The sequence below is a fragment of the Micrococcus sp. FDAARGOS_333 genome, from assembly GCF_002206575.2.
Classification (GTDB): Bacteria; Actinomycetota; Actinomycetes; order Actinomycetales; family Micrococcaceae; genus Micrococcus; species Micrococcus lylae.
The window spans coordinates 2565853-2583512 of the sequence record NZ_NJFJ02000001.1; the positions used below are offsets into that span (position 1 = coordinate 2565853).

Sequence of the window (17660 nt, forward strand, 5' to 3'; positions counted from 1 at the left end):
GCCTCCGCAGAAAGCGCACCCATGAAGCGAGTGAGTTCCGCCGTCGCCGCCGGGTCCACGGCTGTCGTCCTGGCGGTCACTCTGTCGGGGTGCGGCGTGGGCACCGGTCAACCCGACCCGACCGCGACAGCACGACTCGACCGGGACAGCGGCCAGATCATCCTGCCGCTCGACGAGTACCTGAGCAGCGAGTCCACGGAAACCACCATGACACGTGCCCGTCTGGCGATCCTGCGGTCCTGCCTCGAGCCCAAGGGCCACAACGGCGTGAAGCCACCTTCCAGAGACGACCGCACAGAACTGGAGGACAGGCGCTACGGGCTGTGGCTTCCGGAGCGGGCCCGCACCCACGGCTTCGGTCTGCCCGGCACGCCGTCCCCCGCCGTGGAGATGCCGACCCCGCCCGGAGGCTGGAGCGATGAAGACGATCCGGCATTCAACGCCGCCTACGACGAGTGCGTCCCCGAGGTCATGGACCAGATGGAGGCCGTCTCCTCTCCGATGACGACAATGGGCAGCAGCTCGGCGGTTCCGCTCATGCTCCAGGCTTCTGTCAAGGCGAAGGAGTCCCCGGAGTGGGCAACGGCCCGAGACGACTGGTCGCGTTGCCTCACCGACGCGGGCCTCACCCCGGTCGGCGAGGACGACGGGTGGACCAGCCGGGAGGCCCTGGCCCTTCCTGCGCCGGAGTCCCCCAAGGGACGCACCGACACCGCCAAGCGCGAGGAGATCCGCATCGCCGTCATCGAGGCCGAATGCAATGAACAGACCAACCTCACCCAACGTCTCGGCGACATCGAGGCCGGCTACCAGGCTGCGCTGATCAAGGGCAATGAGGCCGCCCTCGCAGAGGAGAAACGCATCACCGCGGAGCGCCTCGACGCTGCCCGGGCCTACCTCGCAGAGCATCAGTGAACGCAGCGTCCGCGGGCCACGCCCGCACTCGCCGTGCCGCCCATCCGGGGCGAGCTGCCTTCGTCACCCTCCTCGCCTTGGCACTGCTGGCCGCCTCGTTCGTGGCAGGCCGGTTCTTCCAGGCCCCGGACACCGCTACGGTCGCGGAGGCGGCTGAACCCCTCACCGTGTGGGCGTCAGTGGAGCGCCGTGCCGTCGATGCGGGCATATCCTTCACCGGTGTCACGACGGAGGGAGAGCTCCAAGACGTGACCGTCGACGTCGACGGTCACGCGGTCGTGTTGCGCCGGGCCGTGAAACCGGGACAGGTCGTCCGTCCCGGTGATACGGCCGGTGAGGTCTCCGGCGTTGTCTACGTGTTCCTCGGCGCTCCCCTGGCTCTCTACCGCGACCTCACCGAAGGCGACCGAGGCGAGGATGTCGCATCCCTGCAGCGGGCGCTCACGCAGGCGGGACACGATGTACCGGTCGACGGCGTCCTCGGTGCCTCCACCGCCGATGCCCTGCGCACGCTCTTCTCAGACGCGGACGCTCCCCTCCCTGCAGAGCGCCCGGTCACCGTGGGCTGGCGCCAGTTCGTTCCCATCCCTCCGGAAGGGGCCGGCGTGGTGGACTCTGCAGCGTACGGAGCCACCCTGGATGAGGAAAATCCGCTGGTGCGGCTGCGGACTGCTCCTCCCACAGTCGAATTCATCGCCGACGTCACGCAGGTCGAGGACCTGAAGGCTGGGGACACCGCGCGCATCGACTCCAGCGCAGGCCAGATCGAAGGCACGATCTCCGCAATCGGTCAGTTCCAGGCGGGCACCGAGGGCGCACGCTCCGGGCACCCGGTGACTGTGGCCTTCGCATCCGACGATCCTGCCGCACCACCGGTCGGTCAGTCCGTGACTGTCTCCACCGCACCCGCGGACAGCACCGCCGAAACCCTGGCGGTCCCGCAGACCGCCGTGCGCGCCGATGTCACCGGCAGCTATGTGGTGGTTCGGGACTCCAGGCAGGACTCCGAGGCCGGGGCGTCGTCAGCCCCCTCTGCCGCAGTGTCTGAGCCCACCCCCGCAGAGCGTCGTGTACCCATCACAGTGATCCGCACCGGAGGTGGCTGGGCCTCCGTCACGGGCGACCTGGAGGCCGGCGACCAGGTGAAAGTCTCATGAGCCGCACAGTGCCGGGAGAGGCAGGCGTAGCCCCACTGCTTGAGCTACGCGGGGTGCACAAGGCGTTCCCGGGGGCCGTCCGCCCCGTCCTCGACCGCGTGAACCTCACCGTCCACGCAGGCGAGTTCGTGGCGATCATCGGCCCCTCCGGTTCCGGGAAGTCCACTCTGCTCAACGTCTTAGGACTGCTCGACCGTCCGGATTCCGGCGAATACCGAGTGCTAGGCCAGGACACCACCGCCATGAGTGAGGCCGAGCGGGATCGGCTGCGCTCTGAGATGTTCGGGTTCGTGTTCCAGTCCAGCCACGTCCTCGGCGAGGAGTCCGTGTCCGTCAACGCGGCTCTGGGGCTGCGTGTGCAGCGTGTTCCCGTCGCCGAGCGGGATGAGCGAGCCGGTGCCGCGCTGCAGATGCTCGGTCTCAGCCACCGGCTGGCGGCCCGCGCCAAGCACCTCTCCGGTGGTGAGCGGCAGCGCCTGGCGATCGCGCGCGCCGTGGCCGCCCGGCCACGCGTGGTGCTCGCCGACGAACCCACCGGCAACCTCGACTCGCAGAACAGCCGGCTCGTGGTGGATCATCTGCGCCGACTCCATGCCCACGGCACCACCATCCTGCTGATCACCCACGATCCCACCGTGGCTGCCGCGGCCGCCCGGCAGGTACAGATCACCGACGGCTCCCTCACGGAGTTCGCCACGGTGGCGGCTGCACCGAGCGTCGCGGACGACGCGGACTGTTCTCCTGCGCAATCGCCTCAGGCACCCGCTCGCCGAGCATCGGCCCTGGCCGACGACACGGTCGATGCCGTCTCCTCCCTCTCCACACGCTTTCTGCGCACTCTGCTGCTCATGGCGGCGTTCGCTGTCGGGATCGGCGGCCTGATCGCGGCACTCGGGCTCACACAGACCGCTGCTTCCCAGGTCACCGCACGGCTCACCGCAGCCGCACTGGACGAGGTGGTGGTGACCGTCCCGCAGTCCGAGGGGCTGCTGGACCCTTCGGACCGACGCCTGGCGGAGTGGACGGCGTCGCTGGCGGCCCTGCCGCACGTGCTCGAGGCCGGACATGTGGTGCAGGTGGCTCCTGCCGACGTCACGCTCACACGTTCGCCTGAACAGCCCGAGCCATCGGCGGCCATCACCCTGGTCGGAGCCTCGGCCTCCTACACGCGCCTGGCCGGCATCACCCCGCCCTCGGAGGCGTCCCGTGCCCTGCTGGACGACCCTGGTGCGCGACTGGCGTGGCTCACGCCCGAAGCTGCCCGCGCCTTGGAAATCCCCGTCCCGGCCGGCGGCGTGCTGTCACCGGGGTACCGCGTGCACATCACCGGACAGGCCGTGGACGTCGCCGGGATCGTCACCGTCTCCGAGCGCACCCCGCAGCTCCGCACCGCCGTGCTGGTCACCCCGGCCGTACTCAGCGGCATCGACCAGGCAGATCCGGAGATCGTGGTGCGAACCGAGACCGGATTCCCCTACCCCGTGGCCCAGGCCGCCCCGCTGGCGGTCGCTCCCCATGCCCCGGGCAGCGTCACCACACGCACCGTGGCAGATCTTCGGGATCTGCGTACCGGCGTCACCGACGACCTCTCCGCGTTCGTGGGCGTACTCTCAGCGGTGCTGCTGCTCTTGGCGGTGATCAGCGCGGCCACCGCGATGTACCTCTCCGTGCAGGCTCGCACCGCAGAGATCGCCCTTCGCCGAGCCATCGGATCGCCGCGGGGCCTGATCGCCCGGCTGTTCCTGCTCGAGGGAACGCTGATCGGTGCCGTCGGCGGAGCGGTGGGGGCCGCCGTCGGCTCGGCCGCTGTCCTGGCCGTGTCCGCCTCCCGCGGCTGGACCGCCGTGCTCCCGCCGACCGCTGTCCCCGCGGCGCTGGCGCTAGGGGTAGCCGCGGGCATCGTCAGCGCCCTGTACCCGGCGTGGGTGGCCAGCCGTCAGCGCCCGGCCGACGCCCTGCGCAGCTGAGCCCCACCGCCCCTCCTCCCGGTCCCGACGGCGGCCGCTCACGTCGGCCTGGCGGCCGCCCGATCCTCGTTAGACTTGCCTGCATGACCTCCACTGACGGCCACACCCCCGCCCGGTCGACCTATGCCATGCGGCGCGCCCCGCGCCTGGGCGTCTTCCTGGCCCTCGGTGTGCTGGTGGGTGCGATCGTCGGCGGCGTGGTGGCTGCCGTCGTGCACAGCGGGGACACCCCGCCGACCGACCCGTTCACCGGGGTGCCGCTGGAGTTCGGCTCCACCATGGGCATCGGCGTGATCGTGTTCGGTCTGGTCGGAGCACTGCTCGCATCCCTCGTCTGGCTCCTGATGGACCGCCGTTCCCGCAAGACGACCGCCACGTACGTGCTCGAGTCCACCGACGACCCCGCTGCCGCCGACGTGCGCCTGCACCGCGGAGAGGTCCAGGAGTACAACGAGCGGTGGGGCATCTCCTCCGCCACCGCCGACACCGAGTCCACCGCCCCCGAGGACGGCCTGCAGGCCGCGGCCCCGGACACCCGAAAGGACACCGTGCAGTGAGCATGACCTCCCTGCCCATCCCCCGTCCCCGCCGCGGAGACGGCCTGCTGACCGCCGCCCTCGACCCCCAGGACCAAGGCCCCCAGGACCACTGCGGCGTCTTCGGCGTGTGGGCTCCGGGCGAAGAGGTGGCCAAGCTGGCCTACTACGGCCTGTACGCGTTGCAGCACCGGGGCCAGGAGTCCGCGGGCATCGCGGTCTCCAACGGCCAGCGCCTGGCCGTCTACAAGGACATCGGCCTGGTCTCCCAGGTGTTCGACGAGTCCACCCTGAACTCCCTGACCGGCCACATGGCCGTGGGTCACTGCCGCTACTCCACCACCGGCGCCAACAAGTGGGCCAACGCGCAGCCCACCCTCGGCTCCACCGCGGATGGCGCCACGGTGGCCCTGGCCCACAACGGCAACCTCGTGAACTCCGCCGAGCTCTACCGCCGCGTGCAGCAGATGCCCGAACGCCTGCGCTCCGGCGAGCTGAAGCAGGGCAACACCACGGACACCGCCCTGGTGACCTCCCTGCTGCACGGCGAGGAGGGCCGCAGCGTCGAGGACACCGCCCTGGACCTGCTGCCCACCATCCGCGGCGCCTTCTGCTTCGTGTTCATGGACGAGCACACCCTCTACGCCGCCCGCGATCCGCAGGGGGTGCGCCCGCTCGTGCTCGGCCGTCTGCAGCGCGGCTGGGTGGTCGCCTCCGAGCAGTCCGCACTGGCGACCGTGGGCGCCTCCTTCATCCGCGAGGTCGAGCCCGGCGAGTTCATCGCCATCGACGAGGACGGCGTCCGCTCCCGCCGCTTCGCCGAGGCCCGGCCGGCCGGCTGCGTGTTCGAATACGTCTACCTCGCCCGCCCGGACGCCGCCATCAACGGCCGGTCCGTCTACGAGTCCCGTGTGGAGATGGGCCGCCAGCTCGCCAAGGAGCAGCCGGTGGAGGCGGACATCGTCATCCCCGTCCCCGAGTCCGGCACGCCCGCGGCCGTCGGCTACGCCGAAGGCTCCGGCATCCCCTTCGGCCAGGGCTTCGTGAAGAACGCCTACGTGGGCCGCACCTTCATCCAGCCCTCGGACACCCTCCGCCAGCTGGGCCTGCGCCTGAAGCTCAACGTGCAGCAGCACGTGGTGGCCGGCAAGCGCGTGGTCGTGGTGGACGACTCGATCGTCCGCGGCAACACCCAGCGCGCCATCGTCCGCATGCTCAAGGAGGCCGGCGCCGCCGAGGTGCATGTGAAGATCTCCTCCCCGCCCGTGAAGTGGCCGTGCTTCTACGGCATCGACTTCGCCACCCGCGCCGAGCTCATCGCCAACGGTGCCGTGGAGGAGGAGATCGCCGCCTCCATCGGTGCGGACTCGCTGGCCTACATCAGCGAGGACGGCATGATCGCCGCCACCGGGCAGCAGCGTGAGCGACTCTGCACCGCGTGCTTCACCGGGCAGTACCCCATCGAGCTTCCGGACGAGTCCGAGCGCGGCAAGTCCCTGTTGGAGGGCGGGAGCACGACCCCGGCGAGCGAGCCGACCGACGCGAGTGCCGTCGTCGGGAAGACCGGGTGCGAGCCCGGGCCGGACGCCGAGATGGAAGCCATGACCACCGAGACGGACAGGACCGCGCTGTGACCGAGCAGAACACCCCGCACACCGACGCCCCCATCACCTACGCCACCGCCGGCGTGGACGTGGAGGCCGGGGACCGCGCCGTGGAGCTGATGAAGGACGCCGTGAAGGCCACCCACACCCCCGAGGTCCTCGGCGGCATCGGCGGGTTCGCCGGCATGTGGGACGCTTCCGCGCTGCTGCAGTACCGCAAGCCGCTGCTGACCACCTCCACGGACGGCGTGGGCACCAAGGTGGCGATCGCGCAGACCCTGGACAAGCACGACACCATCGGCCAGGACCTGGTCGGCATGGTCGTGGACGACATCGTGGTGGTCGGCGCCAAGCCCCTGTTCATGACCGACTACATCGCCTGCGGCAAGGTGGTCCCGGAGCGCATCGCGGACATCGTGCGCGGTGTGGCCGAGGGCTGCCGCATGGCCGGCACCGCCCTGATCGGCGGAGAGACCGCCGAGCACCCGGGCCTGCTGGGCGTGGACGAGTACGACGTGGCCGGGGCGGCGACGGGGGTGGTCGAGGCGGACATGGTCCTCGGCGCCGAACGCGTGCGGCCCGGGGACGTGGTGATCGGCATGTCCTCCTCCGGCATCCACTCCAACGGCTACTCCCTGGTCCGCCGCGTGGTGAATGCCGCCGGCTGGAACCTGGACCGCCACGTGGACGAGCTCGGCCGCACCCTCGGCGAGGAGCTGCTCGAGCCCACCCGCATCTACACCGGCGCCTGCCTGGAGCTGGTGGAGTCCCTGAACGGGAAGGGCGGCGGCGAGGACCTGCCGGTCCGCGGCTTCTCCCACGTGACCGGCGGCGGCCTGGCCGCGAACCTGGCCCGTGTGCTGCCGCAGGGCCTGATGGCCACCGTGGACCGCGGCACCTGGTCCCTTCCCGCGATCTTCCGGCTGGTCGGGGACCTGGGCCGCGTGCCGCAGGCCGACCTGGAGCGCACCCTGAACCTCGGCGTCGGCATGGTGGCCGTGGTGGCCCCGGAGGCCGCGGAGACGGCGATCACCCAGCTCTCCGGTGCCGGCATGGACGCCTGGGCCATGGGCAGCGTCGGCGAGGTCACCGACGCCGCCGCCGGCGCCGGCGAGGACTTCGTCCAGGGCGCCAAGGGCGTGGACGGCGGCGCGGTGCTGCTGACCGGCGACTACGCCGACTGAGTCCCCGGATCACTTTCGTTCGGGAAACCGTCGAGTCCCGGGGCACTTTCGTTCGGGAAACCGTCGAGTCCCGGGACGCTTTCGTTCGGGAAACGGTCGGGTCCCGGGACTCGTCGTGTCTGCGGCCGGAGCTGGGCCCGGCCGGAGCCGGGCCCGGGCACACGGACCCGGGCACATGGGCCCGGGCACGTAGGGCCCGGGCACGTGGGGCGGCCCCAGGCCGCCGACAGGCCGCCGTCCGCCCCTGGAGGAGCCTCACTCCACGGCGAACTCGCACCCGTGCAGGCCGTCCCGGTGCGCCCTGATCTCGGCGACGACCCGCTGGTAGTCGTCCCGGCCGTCGTCGAGACCCGCCCAGATCTGAGCCCAGCCCGCACGGGCCCACCCCTCATTGCGCCACTGGTCCCGCTGCCGCTGGGCGGGGTCGTCATGGTGGCCGCCGTCGTAGTGCAGCACCAGCCGCCAGCGCCGGTATCCCATGTCCGCGTCCGGGCTGACGGGCAGGCGCGGATCCAGGACCAGCTGCAGCTCCGGCTCCGGCAGACCTGCGTGGACGATCGCCAGCCGCATCTGCGTCTCCGGCGGCGAATCCGCACCGACGCGGATCAGCTCCAGTGCCTCACGCGCCGCCCGCACCCCATTGAACCGTCCCGCCCGACGAAGGGCGTCCCGCAGCCGCGCCACCGTGGTCCGCGGCTCCGTCCTCCCCTCGGGCGACCACGGCCGCCTCACCGCCGCGTCCCCTGCCACCACCAGAGGATCGACCATCCCGGTCGGCAGCAGCGACGCCAAGTCCGCCCACGTCCGCTCCAGGGACGTCACGGGGACGCCGTGGACCAGCACGACGTCCTCGGGCGGCACCGTGCGTGCGTGGGAGGCGACCCCGCGCCGCACCGCCGCACCCTTCCGATGGGGTCGGGACACGTGGAGCCGCCCGTCGTCCCGCAACCACGGCGGCACCGGCAGCCCGTGGAGTCGGAGTGCGCTCAGGTGCGAGGCCACCGCCCGCGCCCGCTTCACGACGACGGCCGCCTCCTCCGGCGGGTAGGGCACCGGCGGCTCTGGGTAGCCCAGGGCGGACCATGCGGTGACGGGATCGTGACGGCTCCGGTGGGCGCCGTGGGTGACGCTGCGCAGGTCTGATCGGCGCAGGCGCTGGTCGGAGAGGCCGTGGTCGCGCAGGTTCTGGGGTGTCAGGATGCGCCCCTGCAGCAGCGGCGGCAGCGGGGCGGGGTTCGGTCCGGGGCGGAGCAGCGAGTCCATGCATCGAGCCTGGGGTGTCCGCGATGTTCGCGGGGCGGATCCTGGTGAATGTGGGGGAAGGGACAGGCTGTGCAGGAGAGGACGGCATCGGGCGGAGACCTCGGACGGAGAGGGCGGACCGAGGACGCTGAGCGCGAGAAGAGACGGGATCGAGAGCCGGCCTGACTCGACGGTTTCCCGAACGAAAGTGCCCCGGTACCCGACGGCTTCCCGAACGAAAGCGCCTCGGGACCCGACGGTTTCCCGAACGAAAGCGTCAGGGGGTCAGAGGCGTTCGTCCAGCCACGTCAGCGCCTCGGCCACGGGAGCGCGCCAGCGCCACTGCGCCTTGGGGTCGGCGCGGGTGGGGCCGAGGTTCACCAGCCCCACGGGCAGACCGCGGCGCTCGGCCATCAGCACGAACTTGAAGCCGCTCATCACCGCCAGAGAGGAGCCGACCGCCAACACGGAGCCGGCGTCCTCGAGCAGCGCCTCTGCCGCTTCGCGGCGCTCACGCGGGATGTTCTCGCCGAAGTAGACGACGTCCGGCTTCAACTTGTCCGAGCCGCAGTACAGGCAGCCGACCATGCGGAACCGCTCCACCCAGTGGTCGTCCAGGGTGACGTCGCCGTCCGGGTTCACGGCGTCAGGGTCGATGGCCACGGCCTCGAGGTAGCCGGGGTTGGCGGCCTCGAGCCGTGCATCCATGGCGCGGCGGTCCTCCAGGGCGCCGCAGCGCAGGCACACCACGCGCGCCAGGTCTCCGTGCAGCGTGATCAGCCGCTCCGGCGGCAGGCCGACCTCGGCCCCGGCGGCGGCATGGAGCCCGTCCACGTTCTGGGTGACGATCCCGGCGGTGAGCCCGCGGGCCGTCCACTCCCCCAGGATCCGATGCGCCGGGTTCGGCTTCGCGCCGTCCATCTCGCGCCACCCCACATAGGAGCGCGCCCAGTAGCGGTGACGGGCCACAGGATCGCCGGAGAACTCCTGGTAGGTCATCGGCCGGTGCCGGCGCAGGGAGCCTGCAGGGCCGCGGTAGTCCGGGATGCCGGAGTCCGTGGAGACGCCGGCACCGGTGATGATCAGCGGCCGGCGCTCCCGCAGCAACGCCAGAAGACCCCGGGAGGCTTCCCCAGGGTCTTGCAGCGGTGCGGTCTCATCGACCACGCGGGCGATCGAGCGCAGTGCGGCCCGGTGCCCGTCGAGTCCGGGATGCGCGGAGGACATCAGCGAGCGTCGTCGCCGTCCTCGTCATCCTCGTCGTCGTACAGGTCCGCGTACGGATCCTCGTACTCCATCTCATCCGTGTCAGCGTGATGACGCTTGCCGGTAAGCTCTCGCTCCAGTGCGGAGAGGTCTGTCCCAGGCGAGAAGTACTTCATCTCTCGCGCCTGCTTCGTGGCCTTTGCCTTCTGACGGCCGCGCCCCATGAGCGTGACCCCCTTCGCATCTCTCTGCCCTCGGGACTGATGGCACAACAGGGGCCCGCCGAGGTTCTCACTGGTCAAAATGGTTCGTGCGGACCAGGGTACCAGGAACAGCCCTGGCCTGCGGCCTGTCAGCCACGGGCGGACGGGCCGGACCGCCCGCCACGACGGGATGTCGAACATCGTCCGACCGTCCGCCGCCTCCCGCCGCCTTCCACTCTCCGCGCCCGGCTCCGCGCCCCGCCTTCCACGCCCCGGCTCCGCGCCCGGGCGCCGCCTCCCGCCCTCACGCCCCGGCTCCGCGCACCGAGCGTGAGGCACCCGTCCGGCGGGCCCTTCCGGCCCGGACGGCGAGCGGCCCCGCATCTTCCCTCGGAAGATGCGGGGCCGTCGTCGTGGTCCAGTGGCGCCGAGCCAGAAGATCCGGCCCTTTCAGATCACCCTGAAGGGGCCGAAGTCTCTGGCTCGGCGCAGCGTCGGCTGCCGTACCTCAGATCCAGCCCTCCTCCCAGGCGCGCTGCGAGGCCTCCTGGCGGGTGCGGACGCCGAGCTTGGCCATGGCGTTGGAGAGGTGGTTGCGCACCGTCCCGGGAGCCAGGTGCAACGCCTGTGCGATCTCCTCGATCCGGTGGGCGGTCCGGCCGACGCGCAGCACGTCCAGCTCCCGCTCGGTCAGGGGCGACTGCTCACCGGTCAGGGCCGTCGCTGCGATCTCCGGATCCACGTAGCGCTTCCCGGCGGCCACCTGCCGCAGCACGTCCGCGAGCTCCTCGGCGGGCGTGGACTTCGGCACGAACCCGGAGACCTTCTCCGCCAGCGCTCGGCGCAGCACACCGGGGCGGGCGTGCCGGGTGAAGATCACGACCTTCGTGGGGACAGACCGCAGGATCTGCTGGGCCGCCTCCACACCGTCCAGGCCGGGCATCTCCAGGTCCAGCAGGCAGACGTCTGGACGGTGCTCCTGCGCAGCGGCCACGGCCGCGGTGCCGTCGGAGACGCCCGGGAGCACCTCCACGTCCTCCTCCAGGGCCAGCAGCGCCTCGACGGCACCGCGGATGAGCACCTCGTCGTCGGCGACGAGCACACGGATCGGAGCGGTCGGGCCGGTCATGCGGTCTCCTCTTCGGCAGAGCGGGGAACGGTGAGTGTGAGGGTGAACGTCTCACCCTCGTGGACGGCGGACAGGGTGCCGCCGGCGGCCTCGGCACGCTCGGCCAGGCCCGCCAGCCCGGTGCCCCACCCGCGGCGTCCATCGGCCGCGGCGGACGACGACGGCCGCTCACCCCGGGGCGGCGTCGCCGGATCGACGGGGTCGGCGGCCCCGACGGCGGGAGCGCCGTCGTTGGTCACGACCAGGCGGAGGCGGAAGGCGTCCGTGGGGACGGCCGTGAGCTCGAGGCGGGCGTGCTCGGCGTGGGCGTGACGCAGGATGTTCGTGGTGGCTTCACGGGCGGCCAGGCCGACCAGGCGCCCGGCGGCCGGACCGAGCGGCCCGAGGGACGGGTCCACGTGGACGTCGGCGTGGGTGCCGGCGGCGGTGAGCACGTCCCGGGCGTTGGCGAGCTCGCGTTCGGCGGAGACCTCGCGCAGGTCACGGACGAGGGCGCGGGTCTCGGCCAGGGCTTCACGGGCCTGTTCGCGGACCTCGTGCAGCTGGGCGCCCGCGTCCTCCGTGCGCCCCTTGGCCAGCAGCCGCTCGGCGAGCTCGGCCTTGAGGGCGATGACCTGCAGGTGATGGCCCTGGACGTCGTGGAGGTCAGAGGCGAAGCGCAGCCGCTCCCGCGTGACGGCGAGGTCCGCTGCCTGCAGGCGGGCGTGCTCGAGGCGCTGCATGACGCGCCAGAACCAGACCGCGGGAACGATCATCACGCCGGTGAACACAGCCCAGAGCAGGAAGCCGCCGGCCGTGTCGATCGGTCCCGCGGGGTCCTGGAGGACCGCCGCAGCGCCGAGGATGAGGGACACCGTCAGTCCGGCGGCGGCGACAGGGCGACGCCGGCGCGGGTGCACCAGCAGGGACAGCAGCAGGCAGGACAGCCACAGAGGCAGCGCCCACCACGTGCCCAATTCCGTGAGCCCGAGCGCGGGCAGGACCGCGCCGGCGAGCGCGAGCGGGACGGTGGGGCCGAACAGCCAGGCAAGATCCCGCTGACCGACCACCGGCCCCTCCGCGTCCCCGGGCGGCGGGGCCTGGAAGAGCCGGGCCACATGCAGCTGGCCGACCACCCCGAGGACGTGGAGCAGCAACAGGACCGCCAGCACGACCGCCTGCCCTGTGCGCCCGGCATCCATGTGCCCCTGCAGGCGGGTCAGCGGTCCGAACGCGGAATAGCCCGCGATCACCAGGACGCCGAACAGCAGGCCCGTCCAGGTGTACCACCACGCACCGGCGAGGTCCCCCGTGAGGGGGCCGAAGCCCGAGGCCCCGGGGCCCGCGGCGGACGCCGTGGGCACGGCGCCGGTGGGGCGGCGCCCCGGTGCGGCGGCAGGCGGGGCCGAGCGGCCGTCGTCGTGGTTCCCCTCGATCCTCATGGACCTCACCCTACGGGCGTGACAACTGTCATGACCCGCCGTGCGGAAGTGCCCGGCAGGAGGTGACCGCACGGCACTTCTGGGTTCCGACGGGGGCCGGAAGGCTGGAGTCAGAGCTCGGGAACCCGACCGGATCCCGAACGAAGACGCCGGGGAACTCGACGGTTTCCCGAACGAAAGCACTGGAGAGGAACGTGGTCACGATGGATCTGATGGGCACCGCACGCGAGTTCGTGATGGGACTGCCGGAGGCGCTGCAGGGCGTGGGGGTCTTCCTCGTCTCCTTCATCCCGTTCGTGGAGGGCGAGGGCGCGGCGATCATCGGCGTGCTCGCCGGAATCAGCCCGTGGCTCGCCGTCCCGGTGGGCATCGTCGGGAACTTCTTGGTGGTGGCGCTGCTCGTCTATGCGGCCCACGGAGCCCGCGGCGCGCTCATGGGCCGCCGTGCCGCCCGACGCGGCGACCGGGCCCCCGCCACGGCCGACGGCGGCTGGACGCCGGAGTCGGCCGGCCGCGACCGGGCCCCCGAGTCGGCCGGCCGCGCCCTGCTGCGTGAGCGTTTCGAGCGCTGGGGCGTGCCGGGGCTGTCCCTGATCGGCCCGTGGGTGTTCGTCCCCGGTCACGTCGCGGCTCCGGCCATGGTGTCCTTCGGCGCCAACCGCGACTACGTGATGGTCTGGCAGACCGTGGCGATCGTGCTCTACACCGCGGTCGGCGGCCTGCTCACCCACGGGATCCTGACACGCATGGGCGTGGTGGGCTAACCCGGACCATCGCCGAGCCGGACCATCGCCGAACCAGAAGATCTGGCGAGCCGGACCATCGCCGAACCAGAAGAATCGGCCCCTTCAGACCACCCTGAAGGGGGCGAAGTCTCTGGTTCGGCGCACAGCGCCGGCCCGGGTCAGCCCTTCCGGGTCACGGTGAGGCCGTCCTCGCCGTCCACACGGTCCACGGACACGGTGTCCCCGTCCGCGATCTCCCCGGCGAGGATGCCGCGGGCCAGGCGGTCGCCGATCTCACGCTGCACCAGGCGGCGCAGCGGGCGGGCGCCGTAGGCCGGGTCGAACCCGGTCTCGGCGAGCCACGCCTTGGCGGCATCGGACACCTCGAGGGTGAGGCGGCGCTCGGCCAGCCGGGACTGCATCTCCGCCACCTGCAGGTCCACGATTCTCGTCAGCTCGTCCAGCGTCAGGGCCTCGAACTGGACCACCTCGTCCAGGCGGTTCAGGAACTCGGGCTTGAACGCCGCCCGCACCACGGACATCACGGACTCGTGCTTGGCGGCCTCGTCCAGGGTCGGGTCCACCAGGAACTGGCTGCCCAGGTTCGAGGTGAGGATGAGGATGACGTTGCGGAAGTCCACGGTGCGTCCCTGGCCGTCGGTGAGGCGGCCGTCGTCGAGCACCTGCAGCAGGATGTCGAAGACCTCCGGGTGGGCCTTCTCCACCTCGTCCAGCAGCACCACCGAGTACGGACGGCGTCGCACGGCCTCGGTCAGCTGGCCGCCCTCGTCGTAGCCGACATAGCCCGGAGGGGCGCCGACCAGACGGGAGACGGAGTGCTTCTCCGCGTACTCGGACATGTCGATGCGGACCATGGCGCGGTCGTCGTCGAACAGGAAGTCCGCCAAGGACTTCGCCAGCTCGGTCTTGCCCACGCCCGTGGGGCCGAGGAACAGGAAGGAGCCGGTGGGCCGGTTCGGGTCGGACACCCCGGCACGGGCGCGGCGCACCGCGTCCGAGACGGCGGTGACCGCCGCAGACTGTCCGATCAGCCGCTCGCCGAGGTGGTCCTCCATGGTGAGCAGCTTCTCGGACTCGGAGGCCATCATGCGCCCGGCGGGGATGCCGGTCCAGGCGGAGATGACCTCGGCGATGTCGTCCGCGGTGACGTTCTCGGAGACCATCAGGTGCTCCTCGTCCACGGCCTTCTCTGCCTCGTCCGCGGCGGCCAGCTCCTTCTCCAGGGCCGGGATCTCGCCGTAGAGCAGGCGGGAGGCCTCGGCGAGGTCGCCCTCGCGCTGGGCCTTCTCGGCCTGCGAGCGCAGCTCGTCGAGCTTCACGCGCAGGTCACCGGCCTCGTTCAGCGAGGCCTTCTCCTGCTCCCACCGCGCGGTGAGGGCGCGGAGCTCCTCCTCCTTGTCCGCCTTCTCGGCCCGCAGGCCGGCCAGGCGCTCCACCGAGGCGGGGTCCGTCTCGCCCTCGAGGGCCAGCTCCTCCATGGTGATGCGGTCCACCTGGCGGCGCAGCACGTCGATCTCCTCCGGGGCGGAGTCGATCTCCATGCGCAGCCGCGAGGCGGCCTCGTCCACGAGGTCGATGGCCTTGTCCGGCAGCTGACGGCCGGTGATGTACCGGTCGGACAGCGCGGCGGCCGCCACCAGCGCCGAGTCCGCGATCTCCACCTTGTGGTGCGCCTCGTAGCGCTCCTTCAGGCCGCGGAGGATCGCAATGGTGTCGTCCACGGAGGGCTCGCCCACGTAGACCTGCTGGAAGCGGCGCTCCAGGGCCGGGTCCTTCTCGATGTTCTCGCGGTACTCGTCCAGGGTGGTCGCACCGATCAGGCGCAGCTCGCCGCGGGCCAGCATGGGCTTGAGCATGTTGCCTGCGTCCATGGCGCCCTCGGAGGCGCCGGCGCCGACCACGGTGTGGATCTCGTCGATGAACGTGACGATCTGCCCGTCGGCCGCCTTGATCTCCTCGAGCACGGCCTTCAGGCGCTCCTCGAACTCACCGCGGTACTTCGCGCCGGCGATCATCGCCCCCAAATCCAGGCTGATCAGGGTCTTGCCGCGCAGGGACTCCGGAACGTCCCCGGCCACCATGCGCTGGGCCAGGCCCTCCACCACGGCGGTCTTGCCGACGCCCGGCTCGCCGATGAGCACCGGGTTGTTCTTGGTGCGGCGGGACAGCACCTGGACCACGCGGCGGATCTCCGCATCGCGGCCGATGACCGGGTCCAGCTTGCCGGAGCGCGCCACGGCGGTCAGATCGGTGCCGAACTTCTCCAGGGACTGGAAGGTGGCCTCCGGGTCCGGGGTGGTCACCTTCGAGTCGCCGCGCACCTGGGTGAAGGCGGCGCGCAGGGCCTCCACGGTGGCGCCGGCGTTGCGCAGCGCGGCGCCGGCCTCGCCGGTGTCCGCTGCCAGTCCGAGGAGCAGGTGCTCGGTGGAGACGTAGGTGTCCCCGAAGCCGGAGGCCTGCTGCTGGGCGGCACGCACGACGTTGCCGGCGGCCGGGGACAGCTTCGCCTCGGCGACGGCTGCACCGGACACCTTGGGCAGCGCGTAGATGGCCGAGGACGCGGCGGAGGACACCACGTCCGGGTCCACGCCGGCAGCCTTCAGCACGCCGACCGCCACGGAGTCGCGCTGGTCCATCAGGGCCTTGAGCAGGTGGGCCGGCTCGATGGTCGGGTTGTTCGCGGTGGACGCGTTCATGGCCGCGGCCGAGAGCGCCTCCTGGCTCTTGGTGGTGAACTGCGGGGTCTGGTTCATGGGTGGCCTCCTCTGACGACCGGGAAACTTGAGTCTGTTCAGCTCAACTCTGCGGGGTGCGGTTCTATTCCGGGTCCAGGGCTTGACGACGACGGCCGCTCGCCTCCGCCTCTCGGCGTCCCTGGCGCCGTGCTCGTGGGGGCTCGGCGGTCCCGAGCGAGGTCCGGCCGGGACGGCCTCAGGCGGCGAGGGCACCGTGGCAGGCGGTGCTCATCGGCGCCTGCATGCGACCAGCCTGCCACCGCAGGGCCGTGGTGGCACTACCGTGGAGACCGTGACCGGATCCCAGCGCCGCAGCCGTCGTGTGCGCCCGCGCCGCACCTACCAGCGGCCGCGGGTGAGCCTGCTGTACGTGCTGCGTCGGACCGGCTACAAGCTGCTGGAGATCCAGGTGTGGGACGTGGCCGCCGCGATGACGTTCTTCGCGGCGCTCGCCCTGCTCCCCACCATGGTGGCCCTGGTGTCCACCGTGTCCTTGCTCGGCCTGCAGGACGAGACCATCGCCACCGCCGCCGGGCTCATCACCGAGATCTGGCCCGCCCTGTCCGTCGGCGCCGTGGAGTCCACGATCCTCGCCCTCGGGGGCCAGGCCACGGGCACCACCACCGTCGTGCTCGGCACGCTCGGCGCCCTGTTCTCCGCCTCGGGTGCGGTGGGCGCGTTCCACCGGGCGATGCACCGTATCCACGACACCCGCGAGGGACGCAGGTTCCCCGCCTTCCGCCTCGCCGTCTTCGTGGAGACCCTCGCGCTCACGGCCGGGACCGTCGTCGTGCTCCTGCTGGTGGTGCTGGGCGGCGACCTGTCCGCACGGATCGGGCGCAAGGTCGGCCTGACGCAGGAGGCCGTGGACCTGTGGAACCTGGCCAAGTGGCCGGTAATCCTGGCGATCATCATGGTCGTGGTGTCCGCGGCCTACCAGCTCGGCCCCAACGTGCGGCAGCCGCGCTACCGGGCCTTCTCGCACGGTGCCGTGGCCTCCGTGCTGCTGCTGTTCGGAGCCACGGCGCTGCTCGGCTGGGTGACGGCCAACCTGTCCCAGACGCAGCTGGTCGGATGGATCACCTCTGCCATCGGCATCCTCATGCTCGCCTGGGTCACGGTGATCGTCCTGCTCGCCGGCGCCGCCTTCGACGCGGAGATGCTGCGCGCCCGCCAACTCGCCGTGGGGTTGGATGCGGCAGACGAGATCCAGTTGGCCAGCCGTCACACCGCGGTCCTGAAGGACCTCGAGCAGATGGAGCAGCGTCAGCAGCGCGTCGGCCGAATCGTCTCCAAGTCCGCCCGCACCGGGGTGCCCGCCGTGGTGCCCCGCACCCGGCTGCTCACCGAGTCCGGTTCGCTCTTCGCCGTGGAGCCGCGGGCCGGCAGGACCGCCGCCGACCTGTCCACCGGCCGCCCGTTCCACGCTCAGCTCGATCCGGACGACGTCCCGGATCCGGAGACCCCGTCCTCCGCCCCGGCCGGTCCCCCGTCCTCCGCCCCGGCCGGTCCCCCGTCCTCCGACCCGGCCGGCACCCCGTCCTCCGACTCGGCCAGCGGAGAGGCCGACCGCCCACGCCGGCCCTGACCCGGTGCACGAGGGCCCCGACACCGT

General features: G+C 71.8%; 14 protein-coding genes. 8 read left to right on the plus strand and 6 right to left on the minus strand.

All coding sequences use genetic code 11. The features are described 5' to 3' along the window. The first annotated feature begins 21 nt into the window (after positions 1-21). The 6 genes from CEQ11_RS11460 (at position 22) to purM (ending at position 7363) form a co-directional block, all read left to right on the plus strand. Positions 22-915: a hypothetical protein gene (locus CEQ11_RS11460; protein ID WP_102957530.1), complete on the plus strand. Its 894-nt coding sequence runs from the start codon at positions 22-24 to the stop codon at positions 913-915. A 77-nt stretch (positions 916-992) separates the two neighbouring features. After that, a complete protein-coding gene (locus tag CEQ11_RS11465) occupies positions 993-2072 on the plus strand; it encodes a peptidoglycan-binding protein (protein ID WP_193763027.1) in 1080 nt (359 codons plus the stop codon). Beyond that, complete coding sequence (locus tag CEQ11_RS11470; protein ID WP_070640195.1) at positions 2069-4039, plus strand: ABC transporter ATP-binding protein/permease; 1971 nt, start codon at positions 2069-2071, stop codon at positions 4037-4039. Before CEQ11_RS11465 ends, CEQ11_RS11470 begins: the two co-directional genes overlap by 4 nt. An 83-nt stretch (positions 4040-4122) precedes the next feature. Beyond that, positions 4123-4596 (plus strand): hypothetical protein, encoded by a 474-nt coding sequence (locus tag CEQ11_RS11475; protein ID WP_070640192.1) that lies wholly within the window; start codon positions 4123-4125, stop codon positions 4594-4596. A 2-nt stretch (positions 4597-4598) separates the two neighbouring features. Continuing rightward, a complete protein-coding gene (purF, locus tag CEQ11_RS11480; protein WP_067189596.1) occupies positions 4599-6209 on the plus strand; it encodes an amidophosphoribosyltransferase in 1611 nt (536 codons plus the stop codon). Continuing rightward, positions 6206-7363 carry a phosphoribosylformylglycinamidine cyclo-ligase gene (gene purM / locus CEQ11_RS11485; protein ID WP_087133277.1) on the plus strand — a complete coding sequence of 386 codons (1158 nt, stop codon included), beginning with the start codon at positions 6206-6208 and terminating at the stop codon, positions 7361-7363. Before purF ends, purM begins: the two co-directional genes overlap by 4 nt. Before the next feature lie 255 nt (positions 7364-7618). Here purM and CEQ11_RS11490 read toward each other — a convergent pair whose 3' ends face one another. The 5 genes from CEQ11_RS11490 to CEQ11_RS11510 all read right to left on the minus strand — a co-directional run bounded on the left by CEQ11_RS11490 (position 7619) and on the right by CEQ11_RS11510 (position 12564). Then, a complete protein-coding gene (locus CEQ11_RS11490; RefSeq protein WP_088478687.1) occupies positions 7619-8626 on the minus strand; it encodes a hypothetical protein in 1008 nt (335 codons plus the stop codon). 264 nt (positions 8627-8890) lie between these two features. Continuing rightward, positions 8891-9832 carry a Sir2 family NAD-dependent protein deacetylase gene (locus CEQ11_RS11495; RefSeq protein ID WP_193763028.1) on the minus strand — a complete coding sequence of 314 codons (942 nt, stop codon included), beginning with the start codon at positions 9830-9832 and terminating at the stop codon, positions 8891-8893. Further along, positions 9832-10035, minus strand: a complete 204-nt coding sequence (locus tag CEQ11_RS11500) for a DUF3073 domain-containing protein (protein ID WP_067189655.1) — start codon at positions 10033-10035, stop codon at positions 9832-9834. Before CEQ11_RS11500 ends, CEQ11_RS11495 begins: the two co-directional genes overlap by 1 nt. A gap of 487 nt (positions 10036-10522) precedes the next feature. After that, the gene (locus CEQ11_RS11505; protein ID WP_088478689.1) at positions 10523-11143 is read right to left on the minus strand and encodes a response regulator transcription factor; all 621 of its coding nucleotides are present in this window, start codon (positions 11141-11143) and stop codon (positions 10523-10525) included. Then, positions 11140-12564, minus strand: a complete 1425-nt coding sequence (locus CEQ11_RS11510) for a sensor histidine kinase (protein ID WP_088478690.1) — start codon at positions 12562-12564, stop codon at positions 11140-11142. The genes CEQ11_RS11505 and CEQ11_RS11510 overlap by 4 nt, the downstream gene beginning before the upstream one ends. Positions 12565-12776: 212 nt before the next feature. On the opposite strand from CEQ11_RS11510, the gene CEQ11_RS11515 reads away from it, so the two are divergent. Further along, positions 12777-13328, plus strand: a complete 552-nt coding sequence (locus CEQ11_RS11515) for a hypothetical protein (RefSeq protein ID WP_227718858.1) — start codon at positions 12777-12779, stop codon at positions 13326-13328. Between the two features lie 140 nt (positions 13329-13468). On the opposite strand, the gene clpB is transcribed toward CEQ11_RS11515, so the two are convergent. Then, positions 13469-16063: an ATP-dependent chaperone ClpB gene (gene clpB, locus CEQ11_RS11520; RefSeq protein WP_088478692.1), complete on the minus strand. Its 2595-nt coding sequence runs from the start codon at positions 16061-16063 to the stop codon at positions 13469-13471. 274 nt (positions 16064-16337) lie between these two features. On the opposite strand from clpB, the gene CEQ11_RS11525 reads away from it, so the two are divergent. After that, entirely contained in the window at positions 16338-17633 is a 1296-nt protein-coding gene (locus CEQ11_RS11525; RefSeq protein WP_227718859.1) for a YihY/virulence factor BrkB family protein, read from the plus strand. The last annotated feature ends 27 nt before the right edge of the window (positions 17634-17660 follow it).